Source organism: Klebsiella sp. K4 (assembly GCF_014596785.2).
In the GTDB taxonomy this organism is placed as follows: domain Bacteria; phylum Pseudomonadota; class Gammaproteobacteria; order Enterobacterales; family Enterobacteriaceae; genus Klebsiella; species Klebsiella pneumoniae.
This window is the reverse complement of the sequence record NZ_CP115021.1, coordinates 462269-480401: the sequence shown is the minus strand read 5'-3', so window position 1 is coordinate 480401 and position 18133 is coordinate 462269. Positions and strand designations below refer to the sequence as shown.

General features: G+C 55.7%; 18 protein-coding genes and 1 pseudogene. 11 read left to right on the top strand and 8 right to left on the bottom strand.

The annotated features are described in order from the left end of the window. Nucleotides 1-2 precede the first annotated feature (2 nt). From rng to IB144_RS02310, 7 genes are all read right to left on the bottom strand, one after another. Nucleotides 3-1472 carry a ribonuclease G gene (gene rng / locus IB144_RS02340; protein ID WP_002918644.1) on the bottom strand — a complete coding sequence of 490 codons (1470 nt, stop codon included), beginning with the start codon at nt 1470-1472 and terminating at the stop codon, nt 3-5. A 2-nt stretch (nt 1473-1474) separates the two neighbouring features. Continuing rightward, the gene (locus tag IB144_RS02335) at nt 1475-2056 is read right to left on the bottom strand and encodes a nucleoside triphosphate pyrophosphatase (protein WP_002918646.1); all 582 of its coding nucleotides are present in this window, start codon (nt 2054-2056) and stop codon (nt 1475-1477) included. A gap of 7 nt (nt 2057-2063) precedes the next feature. Further along, a complete protein-coding gene (gene mreD, locus IB144_RS02330; RefSeq protein WP_002918648.1) occupies nt 2064-2552 on the bottom strand; it encodes a rod shape-determining protein MreD in 489 nt (162 codons plus the stop codon). After that, on the bottom strand, nt 2552-3544 hold the full coding sequence (mreC, locus tag IB144_RS02325) for a rod shape-determining protein MreC (RefSeq protein WP_004149974.1): 993 nt from the start codon (nt 3542-3544) through the stop codon (nt 2552-2554). The genes mreD and mreC overlap by 1 nt, the downstream gene beginning before the upstream one ends. A gap of 70 nt (nt 3545-3614) precedes the next feature. Continuing rightward, on the bottom strand, nt 3615-4658 hold the full coding sequence (gene mreB / locus IB144_RS02320) for a rod shape-determining protein MreB (RefSeq protein ID WP_002918653.1): 1044 nt from the start codon (nt 4656-4658) through the stop codon (nt 3615-3617). A 305-nt stretch (nt 4659-4963) separates the two neighbouring features. Continuing rightward, nucleotides 4964-6904 (bottom strand): RNase E specificity factor CsrD, encoded by a 1941-nt coding sequence (csrD, locus tag IB144_RS02315; RefSeq protein WP_002918686.1) that lies wholly within the window; start codon nt 6902-6904, stop codon nt 4964-4966. A gap of 79 nt (nt 6905-6983) precedes the next feature. Further along, complete coding sequence (locus IB144_RS02310) at nt 6984-7175, bottom strand: hypothetical protein (RefSeq protein WP_004144963.1); 192 nt, start codon at nt 7173-7175, stop codon at nt 6984-6986. A 228-nt stretch (nt 7176-7403) separates the two neighbouring features. Between IB144_RS02310 and msrP the strand changes: the two genes are divergently transcribed. The 10 genes and pseudogenes from msrP to fis all read left to right on the top strand — a co-directional run bounded on the left by msrP (nt 7404) and on the right by fis (nt 15870). Then, nucleotides 7404-8405 (top strand): protein-methionine-sulfoxide reductase catalytic subunit MsrP, encoded by a 1002-nt coding sequence (gene msrP, locus IB144_RS02305; protein WP_004174108.1) that lies wholly within the window; start codon nt 7404-7406, stop codon nt 8403-8405. Further along, on the top strand, nt 8405-9013 hold the full coding sequence (gene msrQ, locus IB144_RS02300; protein ID WP_004889547.1) for a protein-methionine-sulfoxide reductase heme-binding subunit MsrQ: 609 nt from the start codon (nt 8405-8407) through the stop codon (nt 9011-9013). The genes msrP and msrQ overlap by 1 nt, the downstream gene beginning before the upstream one ends. Nucleotides 9014-9236: 223 nt before the next feature. Then, nucleotides 9237-9689: a type II 3-dehydroquinate dehydratase gene (gene aroQ, locus IB144_RS02295; protein ID WP_032418326.1), complete on the top strand. Its 453-nt coding sequence runs from the start codon at nt 9237-9239 to the stop codon at nt 9687-9689. A gap of 22 nt (nt 9690-9711) precedes the next feature. Further along, entirely contained in the window at nt 9712-10179 is a 468-nt protein-coding gene (gene accB, locus IB144_RS02290; RefSeq protein WP_002918736.1) for an acetyl-CoA carboxylase biotin carboxyl carrier protein, read from the top strand. A 10-nt stretch (nt 10180-10189) separates the two neighbouring features. Beyond that, nucleotides 10190-11539 carry an acetyl-CoA carboxylase biotin carboxylase subunit gene (gene accC, locus IB144_RS02285; protein ID WP_002918738.1) on the top strand — a complete coding sequence of 450 codons (1350 nt, stop codon included), beginning with the start codon at nt 10190-10192 and terminating at the stop codon, nt 11537-11539. A 110-nt stretch (nt 11540-11649) separates the two neighbouring features. Continuing rightward, nucleotides 11650-11892, top strand: a complete 243-nt coding sequence (locus IB144_RS02280) for a DUF997 family protein (protein WP_149359004.1) — start codon at nt 11650-11652, stop codon at nt 11890-11892. Beyond that, entirely contained in the window at nt 11882-13333 is a 1452-nt protein-coding gene (gene panF, locus IB144_RS02275; RefSeq protein ID WP_004188394.1) for a sodium/pantothenate symporter, read from the top strand. The genes IB144_RS02280 and panF overlap by 11 nt, the downstream gene beginning before the upstream one ends. Nucleotides 13334-13344: 11 nt before the next feature. After that, complete coding sequence (prmA, locus tag IB144_RS02270) at nt 13345-14226, top strand: 50S ribosomal protein L11 methyltransferase (protein WP_032418325.1); 882 nt, start codon at nt 13345-13347, stop codon at nt 14224-14226. 357 nt (nt 14227-14583) lie between these two features. Then, nucleotides 14584-15592, top strand: a pseudogene (gene dusB / locus IB144_RS02265) (tRNA dihydrouridine synthase DusB). Continuing rightward, nucleotides 15574-15870 carry a DNA-binding transcriptional regulator Fis gene (fis, locus tag IB144_RS02260; RefSeq protein WP_000462905.1) on the top strand — a complete coding sequence of 99 codons (297 nt, stop codon included), beginning with the start codon at nt 15574-15576 and terminating at the stop codon, nt 15868-15870. Before dusB ends, fis begins: the two are co-directional and overlap by 19 nt. Before the next feature lie 84 nt (nt 15871-15954). Here the strand turns inward: fis and envR are convergent, their stop codons facing one another. Next, nucleotides 15955-16608 (bottom strand): acrEF/envCD operon transcriptional regulator, encoded by a 654-nt coding sequence (gene envR / locus IB144_RS02255; RefSeq protein WP_004185881.1) that lies wholly within the window; start codon nt 16606-16608, stop codon nt 15955-15957. A 378-nt stretch (nt 16609-16986) separates the two neighbouring features. Here envR and IB144_RS02250 point away from each other — a divergent pair, with 378 nt between their 5' ends. Then, a complete protein-coding gene (locus IB144_RS02250) occupies nt 16987-18126 on the top strand; it encodes an efflux RND transporter periplasmic adaptor subunit (RefSeq protein ID WP_032418324.1) in 1140 nt (379 codons plus the stop codon). Nucleotides 18127-18133 lie beyond the last annotated feature (7 nt).

Sequence of the window (18133 nt, the reverse complement as noted above, 5' to 3'; positions counted from 1 at the left end):
TCTTACATCATAACCACATCGAACTGCTCTTGATTATAGAGCGGCTCAATTTGTACCTTCACCTGCTTGCCGACAAAGATTTCCACTTCCGCCAGCGCATGCGACTCTTCCCCTTTCAGGGTTTCCGCCACCGCAGGGGAAGCATAGACCAGGAAGCGGTCGGAATCATAAGCATGATGTACGCGGACGATCTCACGCATGATCTCATAGCACACCGTTTCCACCGACTTTACCGTTCCACGTCCGTGGCAGGTTGGGCACTCGTTGCACAGCACATGCTCCACGCTTTCACGGGTGCGTTTACGGGTCATCTCCACCAGGCCCAGCTGGGAGAAGCCGTTAATGCTGGTCTTCACCCGATCTTTACTCAGCGCCTGCTCTAAAGAGTGCAACACCCGTCGACGGTGATCTTCATTGTTCATGTCTATGAAATCAATGATGATAATGCCGCCGAGATTACGCAAACGTAGCTGGCGGGCTATCGCCTGGGTGGCTTCGATGTTGGTATTGAAGATCGTATCGTCAAGATTGCGGTGCCCGACAAAGGCCCCGGTGTTGATATCGATGGTGGTCATCGCCTCGGTCTGGTCGATGATCAGATAGCCCCCCGATTTGAGCTCGACTTTACGCTCCAGCGCGCGCTGAATTTCGTTCTCAACGTCAAAGAGATCGAATATCGGCTGACGGCCGCTGTAGTGTTCCAGCTTGCTGGTCATTTCCGGGATATATTCGGCGGTGAATTCGAGCAACGCCTCATAGGTCAGGCGCGAGTCGACGCGAATGCGATCCAGTTGCGCATCGGCAAAATCACGCAGCACGCGCTGGGCCAGAGCCAGCTCGCCATACAGCTGATAGCGGGTCTGGTTGCGCTTTTTGCGCTCCATCACCTTGGTCCATACGCGCTTAAGATAAGCGGCATCGGCGGCCATCTCCTGCTCGTGAACGCCTTCCGCAGCGGTGCGAATGATAAACCCGCCCTGCTCATCGCAATATTCTGCGACGACCTTTTTTAGGCGCTCGCGCTCGGCTTCGCTTTCAATCCGCTGAGAGACCCCCACGTGGGAGGCGCCTGGCATAAAGACCAGATAGCGGGAAGGCAGGGTAATATCGGTGGTCAGACGCGCGCCTTTGGTACCCAGCGGATCTTTAACCACCTGGACCATCAGGTCCTGGCCCTGGCGCACCAGCTCCGAAATATCGCGCACGGTAAACTGCTTTTGCTCCTCACCGGCGACGCACTCGGTATGCGGCATGATATCGGAGGCGTGAAGGAACGCCGCCTTATCCAGACCAATATCTACAAAAGCCGCCTGCATTCCCGGCAGCACTCGGCTAACACGACCTTTGTAGATATTGCCTACTATTCCGCGTCGCGCTTCACGCTCAATATGGATTTCCTGCAGAATACCGCCATCAATATACGCAACGCGCGTTTCGGATGGCGTTACGTTAACTAATAATTCAGCCGTCATCTTTATCCCTTTCCTTTACGCAGTGAGTTAAAGTTACTGAGCAACTCATACGTTTCCACCAGCGGTAAGCCGACTACGGCGTGATAGCTGCCATTAATCTTCCTGACGAAGCAACCACCCAACCCTTGAATACCGTATGCACCTGCTTTATCTAAAGGCTCGCCGCTGGCCACATAATCGGCGATATCCTGCTCGCTGAGCCGCCGGAAGGTCACTTCCGTGACCACCAGACAGTCCAGCGTTTGCTGCTTATCCGCCAGCGCCACCGCGGTCATGACCTGATGGGTGTGGCCGGAAAGCAAACGCAGCATCGCTGCAGCGTGTTCGGCGTCGCGCGGTTTTTCCAGCACTTCGCCGTTCAAAATGACAATCGTATCCGCTCCCAGCACCGGCAAATCGCGGGTGGCCATCGCCACCCCGGCCTGCGCTTTTTCGCGCGCCAGGCGGACGACATAGTGCTGGGCGCTCTCCTGCGGCTGGCGCTGCTCCTCGATACCAGGAACCAGACGCTCGAAAGCGAGACCAAGCTGAGTCAGCAGTTCCTGCCGACGCGGGGAACCAGAAGCGAGATACAGAGTTGTCATATCAACCTTATTGCACTGCAAATTGCTGACGCACTTTACGCATCAGCAGGAAGAGCCATGGCCAGAGGATGCCGTTTACTACACTACTCCAGAATACTTCCGGACGGAAAGAGACGTTGATCACTAAAAACTCTGCCCAGAAAACAATGATATCCACGGCCAGGGATAACAGCATTACCACCAGCGCCTGTTGCCACAGCGCCAGGTTACGGAACAGCTGATACTTCAGCGCGACCAGATAGGCGACGATGCTTAAAGACAGCGCGCGAACGCCGAGCGTTGAACCGCTGATGAGATCAAGAATAGCCCCCATCACGAAACCCGTCCCCACGTTTACCCGGTGCGGCAACGCGAGGATCCAGTACAGCAGGATCAATAATACCCAGTTGGGCCGGAAAACGCTGATGTCCGCCGGCCAGGGCATAATTTGCAGCAATAGCGCGATAAGAAACGAGAGCCAGATAACCCAGCGTCCCTGGCTACGGTAACTTGCCACTATTGCCCCCCTGCAGGCTGCGACGGCTGAGGCGGCGTCAACCCGGTGGCGGGCGCCGGCATCTGCGGCCCCATCGCATCCGGCGCAGGCAGTACCTGCGGCATCATCTGCATCAGACGTTCGTTAGCCACCCGATGAACCTCTTCCGGGGTCATCGGGTTAGCGCCATTACGATCGGCGCCCCACAGCAGCAACAGATAGCGCAAGCGCTGCAGCCCGGCCGTCGGACGCGCCTGAATCACGGTATAGGCGCGCTGGGTGTCCAGTTTCACCGAGGAGACTACCCCGACCGGATACCCTTCAGGGAAACGACCGCCGAGACCGGAGGTCACCAGCACGTCGCCGACGCGAATATCGGTATTCGCCGGCAGATGCTCAAGCTGGAGATCGTCCGTGCAGCCGTTACCGGCGGCAATGACGCGAATGTCGTTACGCAGAACCTGGATCGGCAGCGCATGAGTGGCATCGCAGATCAGCAGCACCCGGCTGGTCATTTTCGCCACGGCCACGACCTGCCCCACGACGCCTTTATCGCTGATAACCGGCTGGCCTTCATAGACGCCGTTCACGCTGCCTTTGTCAATAACCACCTGATCGCTGTAAGGGTCGTTGACCGTTGAGATGACCTGCGTCACCATTTTTTGCTCGTCCTGGCGCAGCGGCGAGCCAAGCAGTTCACGCAGGCGCGCGTTCTCCTGCTTGTACTGGCCCAGCATCAGCAGATCGCTGTTTTTCAGCAACAGCTCCTGGCGCAGCGCGCGGTTTTCCAGTTCGAGCTGGTCGCGGGTAGCTAGCGTCTGCGATACGCTGTCGAGCAGTTCCCGGGGACCATTAGAGACAAAGTAGAAAGGGCTGACGGCTGTATCCATGTACGTTCTGATTTGACTGAACGTACCCAGGCGGCTGTCGGCGATAATCACGCCAAGCGCCACCAGCACCGCCAGAATAAGGCGAATCTGTAGCGAGGGGCCACGGCTAAAAATTGGCTTCATAGGCTATGCGTATTCTCGTGTCAGTAAAGACCAGGGGCAGCTCGTATGCCGCCCCGGACCTTCAGGCTGACTACTCTTCGCTAAACAGGTCGCCGCCGTGCATGTCGATCATCTCCAGCGCCTTGCCGCCGCCACGCGCTACGCAGGTCAGCGGATCTTCAGCAACCACGACTGGAATACCGGTTTCTTCCATTAACAGACGGTCCAGGTTGCGCAGCAGCGCACCACCGCCGGTGAGAACCATCCCGCGTTCAGAGATATCAGACGCCAGTTCCGGCGGGCACTGCTCAAGGGCAACCATGACCGCACTCACGATGCCGGTCAGAGGCTCCTGCAGCGCTTCAAGAATTTCGTTTGAGTTCAGGGTGAAGCCGCGTGGCACGCCTTCCGCCAGGTTACGACCGCGCACTTCAATTTCGCGCACTTCATCGCCCGGGTAAGCCGAACCGATTTCATGCTTGATACGTTCAGCGGTCGCTTCACCGATCAGGGAGCCGTAGTTACGACGCACGTAATTGATAACGGCTTCGTCGAAGCGGTCACCGCCGATACGTACAGAAGAGGAATAGACCACGCCGTTCAGGGAGATAACCGCCACCTCAGTGGTACCGCCACCGATATCCACCACCATGGAGCCGGTCGCTTCAGAAACCGGTAAGCCTGCGCCAATCGCTGCCGCCATCGGCTCTTCGATCAGGAAGACTTCACGGGCGCCTGCGCCCTGCGCGGATTCACGAATAGCGCGACGTTCGACCTGGGTTGCGCCAACCGGTACACACACCAGCACGCGCGGGCTCGGGCGCATAAAGCTGTTGCTGTGCACTTGTTTGATAAAGTGCTGCAGCATCTTTTCCGTCACGAAGAAGTCAGCGATAACGCCGTCCTTCATCGGGCGAATCGCCGCGATATTACCCGGGGTACGGCCGAGCATCTGCTTCGCTTCATGACCCACGGCGGCGACGCTTTTCGGCGATCCGGCACGATCCTGACGAATGGCCACCACGGAAGGCTCATTCAATACGATGCCTTGTCCTTTTACGTAAATAAGGGTATTCGCGGTACCCAGGTCAATGGACAGGTCATTGGAAAACATGCCACGAAATTTTTTTAACATACTAAGGGATAATCCTGAAAGCTGGGGCGGAAAACAAAATCCGCTTACTTTACCAACCACACGCAGCAGCGACAAGGCGCAAAAATCACCTGCTGCGGTGAAAATTAGTGCAGTTCATTTCCTTTGTTACAAATTTTCCCGACTCCGTTCATTGCTGAAATCTTCAGCAGCGCTCCACGCCTGAATTTGTAACCTGTCAAAGGAGGGTCACTGGCATTTACATTGCGATGATCCGGCAGGTAGACAAGCACACCCCCTTCACGATGGCGCGCGTTATTCTACGTGAAATCACGCTAAACGGCAGATCAAACCGAGTATCTTTGCGAATATTTTTTCACATTTGTGTCAAGTGGCTGTGAGGCGGCAAAAAATTCCCCCTGCCCGCCCGTGACACCGCATTGGGACAGTACCAACCACTCGCTGCGGCTGCGTACGCCCGTCGCAAAAACTTGCATAGGCATGCCTTTACAGGCTTCCACCAGGCTTTGCACCAGCAGTTGGTTCTCGCTGCGCTTTTCGATGTTGCGCGCCAGACCCGGATGCAGTTTGATCAGCTCCGCATCCAGCTGCTTGATCCAGCTGGTTCCAACCAGGGTTAACCCCGCCTGAACCACTGCCACCCGAACGCCCAGAGCGTTAACCAATCGCATAACCGGCTGCAGACGGCCGATATATTGACAAACATCTGCCTCTGCAAGTTCAAAAATAATCCGCTGACGCTGCGATTTTTCACACTGCATCAAGGCATCGCGCAGCCAGCGCTGGAAACGCGGACGGATCAGCGACTCCACCGACAGCTGGAGCGCCAGATTCTCCTCGGGCCAGAAGCCTAAAAACGGCAGCAGGCGCGTTACCTGCAAGCGGTCATACTCCTCCGCCAGGCCAAACTGCAGCACCATCGGCATGTATTCCGCTGCAATCACCTCTTCTTTACCGTCGTACATCCGCGACATCAGTTCACGATGATGTACCCGCCCGTCGCGGGTGACAGCTGGTTTTTGGTACAACCGCGGCCCGCCGCGGCTCAGCATCTGTTCGATCAGCGTTCGCCAGCGAACGTTGCCGCGACCTTTCTCCGGAAGGGTGTCATCATAGACCGACCAGCTGTTGCTGCCCTGCAGCACCGCGTTGCGCGTCGCCGCTTCCGCATGTTCCATCACCTGCGCCGCCGATTGCCCGCTGCGGAAAGAACAGATGCCGATATGCATCATATCGTCGCGATCGAGGATACGCGTTGGAGGCAGCGCATCCATCGCCTTCAGCAACAGGCCGGCGATACTATCCGCCTCTTTCAACGTACGGTGCGGCAGCAGCACGGCGAAGTCGCTACGGTGATAGCGCGCCAACAGCGCGCCGGGGTAACGCATAATAAAGGTAGAGAGCAGGTTGATAAGCGTAAAGTAATGTTCTTCGGCCGCCGCCCGTCCCCAGTTGTCCCGTAGCAGATCAAACTCCGGCAGACGGATCATCATCACGATGCCGTAGGCTCCCACCTTCTCCTGGTCTTCCAGCAGCGTGGCCAGCTGATTGTCAAAAAACAGGCGGTTATTCAGTCCGGTTTTCGAATCCTGCGCCGCGTAGGAGCGAATAAGCGTATCCATCCGGCTGCGCTGATCGCTGGCGAACTGCAGCTCCGACAGCAGCATATCCAGGGCGCTACTGGTGCTGGCCGGCCATTCATAGACCGACCCGCGCACCTGCGGCCCGCGCTCGCCGCTCAGGATACGCGTGGAACGCAGCTCCAGCAGCTCCTGGCCGGCCAGCTGGCGGCGGATCCAGCGGACGGCGAAGAAAATAATCACCACCATGAAGCCAATGGAGATCGACAGCGGGGCAGTGATCGACAGCGAACGGAAATAGTTCACCATCGGGTCAACGTAGACCAGATGCAGCGTAATGCCAGGATGTTTAAGCGACTGAACCGTGATCTCACGGAATTGCTCATGGCTGCCGAGCGGGCGATAGCTATCGGGTCGGGAATGGCTGTAGAGCGGTTTGCCGTTGAGCATGAAATCGATATGCACGATCTCGATCGGCGTCATCAGCTCATCCAACTGCGGTTCAAGCTTATCGAAAGAGGTGGTGATGAGCCGGTTATCCAGCATGGTCGCCACCGCCTGAACGCGGTTTTCGACCTTGTTCTCAATGCCGTTATAAAAACTCAGCGAAGCGCCAATCAGCGTGACAAAGATGGTCAGGCTAGTTAGCAGCGTAATAAAGGCTGAGAACTTCGTCGTTAATCGCATCCCTGTGTTAACTCCGCGAGTGAATGACTACCCGATGAACCATCAGGCTCCCGTGCCGGCGCGCGCCTTGCCGCAAGCATTAACCTTTTAAAGCGCGACGCATACTATCAAAGATGGCGAGTCTGGCAATGGAATGCGTATTATCGGTAAAAGTATGCCGATAGCGAGTATAGTTTGCAGAAAAAATTTGCCAATCGTCGCCCGCCTGCGGCCTGCGCCAGAAGCGCTTTAATTTTAGACGCAGGATGACAAACCCGCGCCGGCGGCGCAAATTATTACCGCTATACCGTCTGGCCAGCTTACCGCCCCCTTTTCCCTGCTAAAGATGCCGGGTCATGCGCGGCAAAGGAAACGTCTTGCGCCACTTTCCGATGATTCCTGGACGACCGCGCCTCTGCTTCGGCGGCGGCTCCTTATCCTAATGTGCAATTTTTCGTGACATATTCGCCATTCATCGCCGTCTCCGTCATGCTTAGGAAAACGCATGACGGAGGACACCATGAAAAGAAAAAAACTGACGGAAGCCGACGTCACGGCCGAATCCGTTTTTATGCTCAAGCGGCGCCAGGTGCTGAAAATGCTGGGTATCAGCGCGACCGCGCTTTCCCTTCCCGCCGCCGCGCAGGCCGACCTGCTGGACTGGTTTAAAGGCCACGACCGCCCACCAGCGCCAGCGGGCAAGGCCCTGGAGTTTGCTAAACCCGCCGAGTGGCAGGCTAATCTGACGCTTACCCCAGAAGATAAGGTCGCCGGTTACAATAATTTTTATGAATTCGGCCTCGATAAAGCCGATCCGGCGGCGAACGCGGGTAGCCTGCGCACCGATCCCTGGACGCTCACCATCGGTGGCGAAGTGGCGAAACCTCTGACCCTTGACCATGACGATCTGACCAAACGCTTCCCGCTGGAAGAGCGCATTTATCGTATGCGCTGTGTGGAAGCCTGGTCGATGGTGGTCCCCTGGGTCGGCTTCCCGCTGCATAAACTGCTGGCGCTGGTGGAGCCCACCAGCAGCGCGCGCTATGTGGCCTTCAAAACCCTCTATGCTCCGGATCAAATGCCCGGCCAGAAAGACCGGTTTATCGGCGGGGGGCTCGCTTACCCTTACGTGGAGGGGCTACGGCTGGATGAAGCGATGCACCCGCTGACGCTACTCACCGTCGGGGTGTATGGCAAAGCGCTGCCGCCGCAAAACGGCGCGCCGGTCCGCCTGACCGTGCCGTGGAAGTACGGTTTTAAAGGCATAAAATCCATTGTTAGTATCGAGCTGACCCGCGAGCGGCCGCCAACCACCTGGAACCTGGCGGCGCCGGACGAATACGGCTTCTTCGCCAACGTCAATCCGCACGTCGATCACCCCCGCTGGTCGCAGGCTAGCGAGCGGTTTATCGGCGCCGGCGGCGTGCTCGATGTGAAGCGTCAACCGACGTTGCTGTTTAATGGCTATGCCGACGAAGTGGCGTCGCTGTATCGCGGCATGAATCTGCGGGAGAACTTCTAGTGCGTTTCACCGTCAAACAGATCGTCTGGCTGAAGGTTTTACTTCACCTTGCGGGGTTTTTGCCGCTGGTCTGGTTATTCTGGGCCGGGCACCAGGGCTACTTTAGCGCCGATCCAGCCAAGGATATCCAGCACTTTACCGGCAGAATGGCGCTTAAGTTTCTGCTGGCGACGCTGCTGGTCTCTCCGCTGGCGCGCTATGCGAAGCAGCCATTATTGATTCGCGTTCGTCGGCTGTTAGGTTTATGGTGTTTTGCCTGGGCGACGCTGCACCTGACCAGCTATACCCTACTGGAGCTGGGCATTAACAATCTGGCGCTGCTGGGCTCGGAGATTATCACCCGCCCCTATCTGACATTGGGCATGATCAGCTGGGCGATTCTGCTGGCGCTGGCGGTGACCTCCACGCAAGCGATGCAGCGAAAACTGGGGCGTCGCTGGCAACTTTTACACAACTTCGTCTATCTGGTGGCGATCCTCGCGCCGATACACTACCTGTGGTCAGTGAAGATCGTCTCGCCGCAGCCCGTTATATATGCCCTGCTGGCAGCGGGGCTATTGACATGGCGTTACAAGAAGTTCCGCCAGTGGTGGCGCTCAATCCGGTAATGTGCAGTTTCCCGCAGATCCTTTATCAACCGCGACTCTTTTTCAGATAGCGGTTGATAATCTTCCCTGATAAGACCAGTATTTAGCTGCCAATTGCTACGAAATCGTTATAATGTGCGACTTTGGTTTTCCTGACGGGGTTTTCTGACCCTGAAAAGGTGACAAGGGCGCATTGAAGGTATATGTTGTTTTTTACCCGAAAATGGCAGGAGTTCGCCACACAATGGCAGTTAAGTTTCACATTTTGCTTTTGAATGGTCCAAACATTAACATGCTCGGTACCCGCGAGCCTGAGAAGTATGGCCCTCTCACGCTGGCTGAAATTGTTAACCGTTTAACATCTGAAGCGGCGGCGCTGAATGTGAGTCTGGATCACCTGCAGTCCAACGCGGAGTATGCGTTAATCGACCGAATTCATCAGGCTAAAGACAACGTGGACTATATCCTGATTAATCCGGCCGCGTTCACGCATACCAGCGTAGCAATCCGTGACGCTTTGCTCGCCGTGAACATCCCGTTTATCGAGATTCACCTGAGCAATGTGCATGCACGCGAACCCTTCCGCCAGCACTCGTATCTGTCAGATGTCGCCGCTGGCGTCATTTGCGGGCTGGGGGCGGATGGTTATTCATACGCTTTACAGACGGCGGTAAAACGCCTGTCACAATCACACTAAACAAAGAGTACGGAACCCACTCATGGATATTCGTAAGATTAAAAAACTGATCGAGCTGGTTGAAGAATCAGGTATCTCCGAACTGGAAATTTCTGAAGGCGAAGAGTCTGTTCGCATCAGCCGCTCTGCACCGGCCGCAAGCTATCCGGTTATGCAGCAGGCTTATGCTGCGCCGATGATGCAGCCTCAGGCGCCTGCCGCCGCGACTGCCGCACCAGCTGCTGCGGCTGAAGCGCCGGCGAAAGCGGAAATCAGTGGTCACATCGTACGTTCCCCGATGGTTGGTACTTTCTATCGTACGCCGAGCCCGGACGCGAAAGCGTTTGTGGAAGTTGGCCAGAAAGTTAACGTGGGCGACACCCTGTGCATCGTCGAAGCGATGAAAATGATGAACCAGATCGAAGCCGACAAAGCCGGCGTGGTGAAAGCCATTCTGATCGAAAGCGGCCAACCGGTAGAATTCGACGAGCCGCTGGTAGTTATCGAGTAACGAGGCGAACATGCTGGATAAAATTGTCATCGCTAACCGTGGCGAGATCGCACTGCGCATCCTGCGTGCCTGTAAAGAATTGGGCATCAAGACTGTCGCTGTGCACTCCACTGCGGATCGCGATCTAAAACACGTATTGTTAGCGGATGAGACGGTCTGCATCGGTCCGGCTCCGTCCGTAAAAAGCTATCTGAACATTCCGGCCATTATCAGCGCCGCTGAGATCACTGGCGCGGTAGCGATTCACCCGGGTTATGGCTTCCTCTCTGAGAACGCTAATTTTGCTGAGCAGGTTGAGCGCTCCGGTTTCATCTTCATCGGCCCGAAAGCCGACACTATCCGCCTGATGGGCGACAAAGTGTCCGCCATCACCGCCATGAAGAAAGCTGGCGTTCCGACCGTTCCAGGTTCTGATGGCCCGCTGGGCGACGACATGGACGCTAACCGCGCCCATGCCAAACGCATCGGCTACCCGGTGATCATCAAAGCCTCCGGCGGCGGCGGCGGTCGCGGTATGCGCGTTGTACGTAGCGACGCTGAACTGGCGCAATCCATCTCCATGACCAAAGCGGAAGCCAAAGCGGCTTTCAACAACGACATGGTCTACATGGAGAAATACCTGGAAAACCCACGCCACATTGAAATTCAGGTGCTGGCGGATGGTCAGGGTAACGCTATCTATCTGGCTGAACGTGACTGCTCCATGCAGCGCCGTCATCAGAAAGTGGTCGAAGAAGCGCCGGCGCCGGGCATCACCCCGGAACTGCGTCGCTACATCGGCGAGCGTTGCGCGAAAGCCTGTGTGGATATCGGCTACCGCGGGGCGGGTACCTTTGAGTTCCTGTTCGAAAACGGCGAGTTCTACTTCATTGAAATGAACACCCGTATCCAGGTAGAGCATCCGGTAACTGAAATGATCACCGGCGTTGACCTGATCAAAGAGCAGCTGCGTATCGCAGCCGGCCAGCCGCTGTCCATCAAGCAGGATGAAGTGGTGGTTCGCGGCCATGCGGTGGAATGCCGTATCAACGCCGAAGACCCGAACACCTTCCTGCCGAGCCCGGGCAAAATCACCCGTTTCCACGCGCCGGGTGGCTTTGGCGTGCGCTGGGAGTCACATATTTACGCCGGTTACACCGTACCGCCGTACTATGACTCCATGATCGGTAAACTGATCTGCTACGGCGAAAGCCGTGACGTGGCGATTGCCCGCATGAAGAATGCGCTGCAGGAGCTGATCATCGATGGCATCAAAACCAACGTCGATCTGCAGATGCGCATTATGAGCGACGAGAATTTCCAGCATGGTGGCACCAATATCCACTATCTGGAGAAAAAACTCGGCTTGCAGGAAAAATAATTCTGCTCTCTCAGCAAAAGGCCGGGTAAACCGGCCTTTTTTCTTTTTCTCTCTCCTCATCTATACCATGCGGTACAATCCCCGCTTTCTTCATCCTCAAGGGACAAAAAATGGACAAACGCTTTGTTCAGGCCCACAAAGAAGCGCGCTGGGCGCTGTGGCTGACCCTTCTCTACCTTGCCGCCTGGCTGGCCGCCGCCTATCTGCCGGGGGTGGCTATTGGCTTTACCGGCCTGCCACACTGGTTTGAAATGGCCTGCCTGCTGGTACCGCTGCTGTTCATTCTGCTGTGCTGGGCGATGGTCAAACTGATTTTCCGCGATATTTCTCTGGGGGACGATGATGCAGTTTGAGGTCATTATTCCCCTGATCGCCTACCTGGTGGTGGTGTTCGGTTTATCCCTCTACGCCATGAGAAAACGCGCCTCAGGTAGCTTTCTTAATGAGTACTTTCTCGGCAGCCGCTCGATGGGCGGCTTCGTGCTGGCCATGACGCTAACCGCCACCTATATCAGCGCCAGCTCATTTATAGGCGGACCCGGCGCCGCCTATAAATACGGCCTGGGCTGGGTGCTGCTGGCGATGATCCAGCTCCCCGCCATCTGGCTGTCGCTGGGCGTGCTGGGGAAAAAATTCGCCATCCTTGCGCGTCGCTATAATGCTGTCACCCTCAATGACATGCTGTTTGCGCGCTATCAGAGTCGCCTGCTGGTCTGGCTGGCCAGCCTGAGTCTGCTGGTGGCCTTTGTCGGCGCCATGACCGTCCAGTTTATCGGCGGCGCCCGCCTGCTGGAGACGGCTGCCGGTATTCCTTACGATACCGGCCTGCTGATCTTCGGGGTCAGCATCGCGCTGTATACCGCCTATGGCGGCTTTCGCGCCAGCGTGCTCAACGACACGATGCAGGGCATGGTAATGCTGATCGGCACGATCGTGCTGCTGGTAGGCGTGATCCACGCCGCCGGGGGGGTTGGCCATGCGGTAGAGACGCTGCAGTCGATCGACGTCAAGCTGGTGTCCCCGCAGGGCGCGGAAGATATCCTCTCGCCAACCTTTATGGCCTCGTTTTGGGTGCTGGTCTGCTTCGGCGTTATTGGTCTGCCACATACCGCAGTGCGCTGTATCTCCTACAAAGACAGCAAAGCCGTGCATCGCGGCATCATTATCGGCACCATCGTGGTGGCGATCCTGATGTTTGGCATGCATCTGGCTGGGGCATTAGGCCGGGCGGTGATCCCCGATTTAACCGTGCCGGATCTGGTGATCCCGACGCTGATGGTTAAAGTGCTTCCGCCCTTTGCCGCCGGGATCTTCCTTGCCGCGCCGATGGCGGCGATTATGTCGACGATCAATGCCCAACTTCTGCAAAGTTCCGCTACGATCATCAAAGATCTGTACCTGAACTGGCGGCCGGATCAGGCGACTAACGAAAAGCGGCTTAAACGCATGTCCGCCGGCATCACGCTCCTGCTGGGGGTCTTGTTGCTGCTCGCGGCCTGGCGGCCGCCGGAGATGATAATCTGGCTGAACCTGCTGGCCTTCGGCGGCCTGGAAGCCGTCTTCCTGTGGCCGCTGGTGCTGGGCCTTTACTGGGAACGCGCCAACGCGGCTGGCGCGCTGAGCGCGATGATCGTAGGCGGCGTCCTGTATGCCGTACTGGCCACGCTGAAAGTGCAGTTTCTGGGCTTTCACCCGATCGTTCCCGCGCTGCTGCTGAGTTTGCTGGCGTTTGTGGCGGGGAACCGTTTCGGTCGTCCCGCCCCACAGTCCCCCATTTTGACTACTGATAAATAAAGAGTTTTGCTATGCCATGGATCCAACTGAAACTAAATACCACCGGCGCGAACGCTGAAGATCTTAGCGATGCGCTGATGGAGGCCGGATCGGTCTCGATCACCTTCCAGGATACGCACGATACGCCGGTATTTGAGCCATTGCCCGGGGAAACCCGCCTGTGGGGGGATACCGACGTAATCGGCCTGTTCGATGCTGAAACCGATATGAAAGCGGTCGTTGCCCAACTGGAGCAGCATCCGCTGCTGGGCGCCGGGTTCGCGCATAAGATCGAGCAGCTGGAAGATAAAGACTGGGAACGGGAATGGATGGATAACTTCCACCCCATGCGCTTCGGGGAGCGGCTATGGATCTGCCCAAGCTGGCGCGATGTTCCGGATGAAAATGCCGTCAACGTGATGCTCGATCCGGGTCTGGCCTTTGGCACCGGTACGCATCCGACGACATCCCTGTGCCTGCAGTGGCTGGATGGGCTCGACCTCAACGGAAAAACGGTGATTGATTTCGGCTGCGGCTCCGGCATCCTGGCGATTGCCGCACTGAAGCTGGGGGCGGCAAAAGCAATCGGGATTGATATCGACCCGCAGGCTATTCAGGCCAGTCGTGATAACGCGCAGCGTAACGGCGTTTCTGAATGCCTGGAGCTCTATCTTCCTCAGGACCAACCGGAGTCGATGAAAGCCGACGTGGTGGTCGCGAATATCCTGGCAGGCCCGTTACGTGAGCTGGCGCCATTAATCAGCGTCCTGCCCGTTTCAGGCGGTTTGCTGGGGCTTTCCGGCATCCTTGCCAGCCAGGCGGAGAGCGTCTGTGAAGCCTACGCCGATCTCTTCACCCTTGACCCGGTGGTCGAGAAGGAAGAGTGGTGCCGGATTACCGGCCGGAAAAACTAAGCGCGATGCGGCCTACGGGCCGCATTTTTGTTTCCAGTAGCCACCAAATAATGCCAGGAAATGAGAGGCAGATCGCACTACAGAGCACTTTTTTGGCTACAAAAACAGCGTTTTATATCGCCATGCGGCCAGTTTATCCAAGAAAAATCGAGAAGTTTTATGATTTTATAAATGGACACAAATTATCCATCATCCATTAAATCAATGATTAATATAAGTATTTATTCATCCCTTTTACGCTAGTCCCGGATTCATTGATCTGCAACAGAGGATTGCTCAAAGTTTGGCCTTTCATCTCGTGCAAAAAATGCGTAATATACGCCGCCTTGCAGTCACAGTATGGTCATTTCTTAACTCATGCGCATCGGACACCACCAGCTCAGAAATCGCCTGATCGCAGCGCCCATGGCTGGCATTACTGACAGACCATTCCGGACGCTGTGCTACGAGATGGGAGCGGGTTTAACCGTTTCCGAGATGATGTCTTCTAACCCACAGGTGTGGGAGAGCGACAAGTCCCGTTTACGGATGGTGCATATCGATGAGCCCGGTATTCGTACCGTGCAAATCGCCGGTAGCGTGCCGGAAGAGATGGCTGCCGCCGCGCGGATTAACGTGGAAAGCGGCGCCCAGATTATTGATATCAATATGGGATGCCCGGCGAAAAAGGTGAATCGCAAGCTTGCAGGTTCAGCCCTCTTGCAGTACCCCGACCAGGTGAAGTCGATCCTGACGGCGGTCGTTAACGCGGTGGACGTTCCTGTGACTCTCAAGATTCGCACCGGTTGGGAACCGGAACACCGTAACTGCGTAGAGATTGCCCAACTGGCCGAAGAGTGTGGCATTCAGGCTCTGACTATTCACGGACGCACCCGCGCCTGCTTGTTTAACGGAGACGCTGAGTACGACAGTATTCGGGCAGTTAAGCAGAAAGTTTCCATTCCGATTATCGCGAATGGCGACATTACTGACCCGCTTAAAGCCAGAGCTGTGCTCGACTATACAGGGGCTGATGCCCTGATGATAGGCCGTGCAGCTCAGGGAAGACCCTGGATCTTTCGGGAAATCCAGCATTATCTGGACACTGGAGAGCTGCTACCCCCGCTGCCGCTGGCAGAGGTGAAGCGCTTGCTTTGTGCGCACGTTCGGGAGTTGCATGACTTTTATGGTCAGGCAAAAGGGTACCGAATCGCGCGTAAACACGTCTCCTGGTATCTTCAGGAACATGCTCCAGATGACCAGTTTCGGCGCACATTCAACGCCATTGAGGATGCCAGCGAACAGCTGGAGGCGTTGGAGGCATACTTCGAAAATTTTGCGTAATAGAAATAAAGAGCTGACAGAACTATGTTCGAACAACGCGTAAATTCTGACGTACTGACCGTTTCTACCGTTAACTCTCAGGATCAGGTAACTCAAAAGCCCCTGCGTGACTCGGTTAAACAGGCACTGAAGAACTATTTTGCTCAACTGAACGGTCAGGATGTGAATGACCTGTATGAGCTGGTACTGGCTGAAGTTGAACAGCCCCTGTTGGACATGGTGATGCAATACACCCGTGGTAACCAGACCCGCGCTGCTCTGATGATGGGCATCAACCGCGGTACGCTGCGTAAAAAACTGAAAAAATACGGCATGAACTGATACTAGTCAGTTGCTTGCTTGATATAAAAGGCGCTCTTCGGCATGGGGAAGCGCCTTTTTTATTATCTGCGCCAACAGAACTCATTACTGATTCACCAGCCGTAGCGCAGGCCCTCCCGATAAACGCGCAGCACAGACCACCGCCATTATATTATCCACCAGCGCAGGCGCCTGCTGATAAAGATCGAAGCGTTGCGGATCGAGCAGCCAGTTTTTAATCAGCCCGGAAAAAGCACTGTGTAAAACAATTAATATCATCTCAATGTTTGTTTCGGCTGGCAATATATTGTTACGCACGCAGCACTGCAGGATGCCGCCAATGAGTGAATAATTAAAACCAATACGTTGGCGAATTTCGTATTCCGAAAGCATATCACTGGAAAACTCACAGCGCTGATAAAGAATTTGCATCAGAGCGCGCTGTCGAGGATTCGCAGCAATATAGCGCAGGCCTGCAATAAACCGCTCGCGTAAAGCATTTAACGGCTCCTGTTCGTACTCTATGGCCTGACTGGGCTGAATCAAATCTCTAAGCGGCGGCTGCTGCTGCCACATTTCATTAAACAGCTCCGTCTTACTGGCAAAATGCCAGTACACCGCGCCGCGAGTCACTCCCGCCGCATCGGCGATATCCGTCAGGGTGGTGTTGGTTACTCCGCGCAGGGCGAACTGCTGGATTGCGGACTCAATCAGGAGCTGCCGCGTGCGCTGCGCCTCTTCTTTTGTTTTTCTTGCCATACAAGGCCCCACTTCCCGATAAGCAGATAATATAGGATATTCTTAATTAGAATTAATCTAGCATTTGCCATGAAGTATTATTTAGCAAAAATGCAGACAAGTTAATCCTGATGCAAAAAGAGAATTAATTATTCAAGTGAATATCACCGGAAAATACATTCACTGAAATAATGTCTATTTATCAACTTTTACAATTGCGATAAATCGCAATACTACAGTGACCATTTTTTTGTTTTTGCGTGCCTTGCTGATTGCTTAAAAATAAGTATCTCTTACATCCAACGGCGTTTATTTGTAGGATGGCAAACTGCTTTTTGATTCCCTCTTTCTTTCACAGATTCGCCGCCTGATTGGGTACGTAATCTATAAGGAACCGCCATGACGACTCACGCCAGAGTGACACTTTTATCCGGTTTAATTATCTCGGCCTTATTGCTAACCGGTTGCGATAATTCTGACAACCAGCAACCCCATGCGCAGGCGCCGCAGGTGACGGTCCATGTCGTCAACAGCGCGCCGCTATCAGTCACCACCGAACTGCCGGGCCGAACCTCTGCTTTTCGCGTAGCGGAAGTCCGCCCCCAGGTGAGCGGTATCATTCTGAAGCGTAACTTTGTTGAAGGAAGTGATGTCGAAGCAGGCCAGTCGCTCTATCAGATCGATCCGGCGACCTACCAGGCGGCGTGGAACAGCGCCAAAGGCGATGAGGCCAAAGCCGAAGCCGCGGCCGCTATCGCCCATTTGACGGTGAAACGCTACGTTCCACTGCTGGGTACTAAATATATCAGCCAGCAGGAATACGATCAGGCAGTGGCCACCGCCCGCCAGGCCGATGCCGATGTCATCGCCACCAAAGCTGCCGTGGAAACGGCCCGTATCAACCTGGCCTACACCAAAGTAACCTCCCCCATTAGCGGGCGCATCGGTAAATCGAGCGTCACCGAAGGGGCGCTGGTCACCAACGGCCAGTCGGATGCCCTGGCTACCGTCCAGCAGCTCGATCCCATCTATGTTGACGTGACGGAGTCCAGTAATGACTTCATGCGCCTTAAGCAGGAAAGCCTGCAGCGCGGCGGTGATACCAAAAGCGTTGAGCTGGTCATGGAGAACGGCCAGGCCTATCCGCTCAAAGGTTCACTGCAGTTTTCTGACGTCACTGTTGATGAAAGTACGGGCTCAATTACTCTGCGCGCTATCTTCCCTAACCCGCAGCATGTCCTGCTGCCAGGGATGTTCGTCCGCGCCCGCATAGACGAAGGCGTCGATCCGCAGGCTATCCTGGTACCGCAGCAAGGGGTGACCCGCACGCCGCGTGGTGATGCCTCCGTGATGCTGGTGAATGACAAAAACCAGGTTGAAACCCGGGAAGTGGTCGCGACTCAGGCCGTTGGCGATAAGTGGCTTATCACCAGTGGGCTGAAGCCGGGCGATAAAGTGATTGTCAGCGGCTTACAGAAAGTCCGTCCAGGCGTCACTGTCAAAGCGGAAGCGGAGCGTGCGGCGCCAGCCGCACAATAAGGATACC

What these genes read in the sequence shown, in the direction of transcription:
- rng (WP_002918644.1), bottom strand. Translation starts at nt 1,472, where the DNA reads ATGACGGCTGAATTATTAGTTAACGTAACGCCATCCGAAACGCGCGTT.
- IB144_RS02335 (WP_002918646.1), bottom strand. Translation starts at nt 2,056, where the DNA reads ATGACAACTCTGTATCTCGCTTCTGGTTCCCCGCGTCGGCAGGAACTG.
- mreC (WP_004149974.1), bottom strand. Translation starts at nt 3,544, where the DNA reads ATGAAGCCAATTTTTAGCCGTGGCCCCTCGCTACAGATTCGCCTTATT.
- mreB (WP_002918653.1), bottom strand. Translation starts at nt 4,658, where the DNA reads ATGTTAAAAAAATTTCGTGGCATGTTTTCCAATGACCTGTCCATTGAC.
- csrD (WP_002918686.1), bottom strand. Translation starts at nt 6,904, where the DNA reads ATGCGATTAACGACGAAGTTCTCAGCCTTTATTACGCTGCTAACTAGC.
- msrP (WP_004174108.1), top strand. Translation starts at nt 7,404, where the DNA reads ATGAAAAGAAAAAAACTGACGGAAGCCGACGTCACGGCCGAATCCGTT.
- aroQ (WP_032418326.1), top strand. Translation starts at nt 9,237, where the DNA reads ATGGCAGTTAAGTTTCACATTTTGCTTTTGAATGGTCCAAACATTAAC.
- accB (WP_002918736.1), top strand. Translation starts at nt 9,712, where the DNA reads ATGGATATTCGTAAGATTAAAAAACTGATCGAGCTGGTTGAAGAATCA.
- accC (WP_002918738.1), top strand. Translation starts at nt 10,190, where the DNA reads ATGCTGGATAAAATTGTCATCGCTAACCGTGGCGAGATCGCACTGCGC.
- IB144_RS02280 (WP_149359004.1), top strand. Translation starts at nt 11,650, where the DNA reads ATGGACAAACGCTTTGTTCAGGCCCACAAAGAAGCGCGCTGGGCGCTG.
- panF (WP_004188394.1), top strand. Translation starts at nt 11,882, where the DNA reads ATGCAGTTTGAGGTCATTATTCCCCTGATCGCCTACCTGGTGGTGGTG.
- prmA (WP_032418325.1), top strand. Translation starts at nt 13,345, where the DNA reads ATGCCATGGATCCAACTGAAACTAAATACCACCGGCGCGAACGCTGAA.
- fis (WP_000462905.1), top strand. Translation starts at nt 15,574, where the DNA reads ATGTTCGAACAACGCGTAAATTCTGACGTACTGACCGTTTCTACCGTT.
- envR (WP_004185881.1), bottom strand. Translation starts at nt 16,608, where the DNA reads ATGGCAAGAAAAACAAAAGAAGAGGCGCAGCGCACGCGGCAGCTCCTG.
- IB144_RS02250 (WP_032418324.1), top strand. Translation starts at nt 16,987, where the DNA reads ATGACGACTCACGCCAGAGTGACACTTTTATCCGGTTTAATTATCTCG.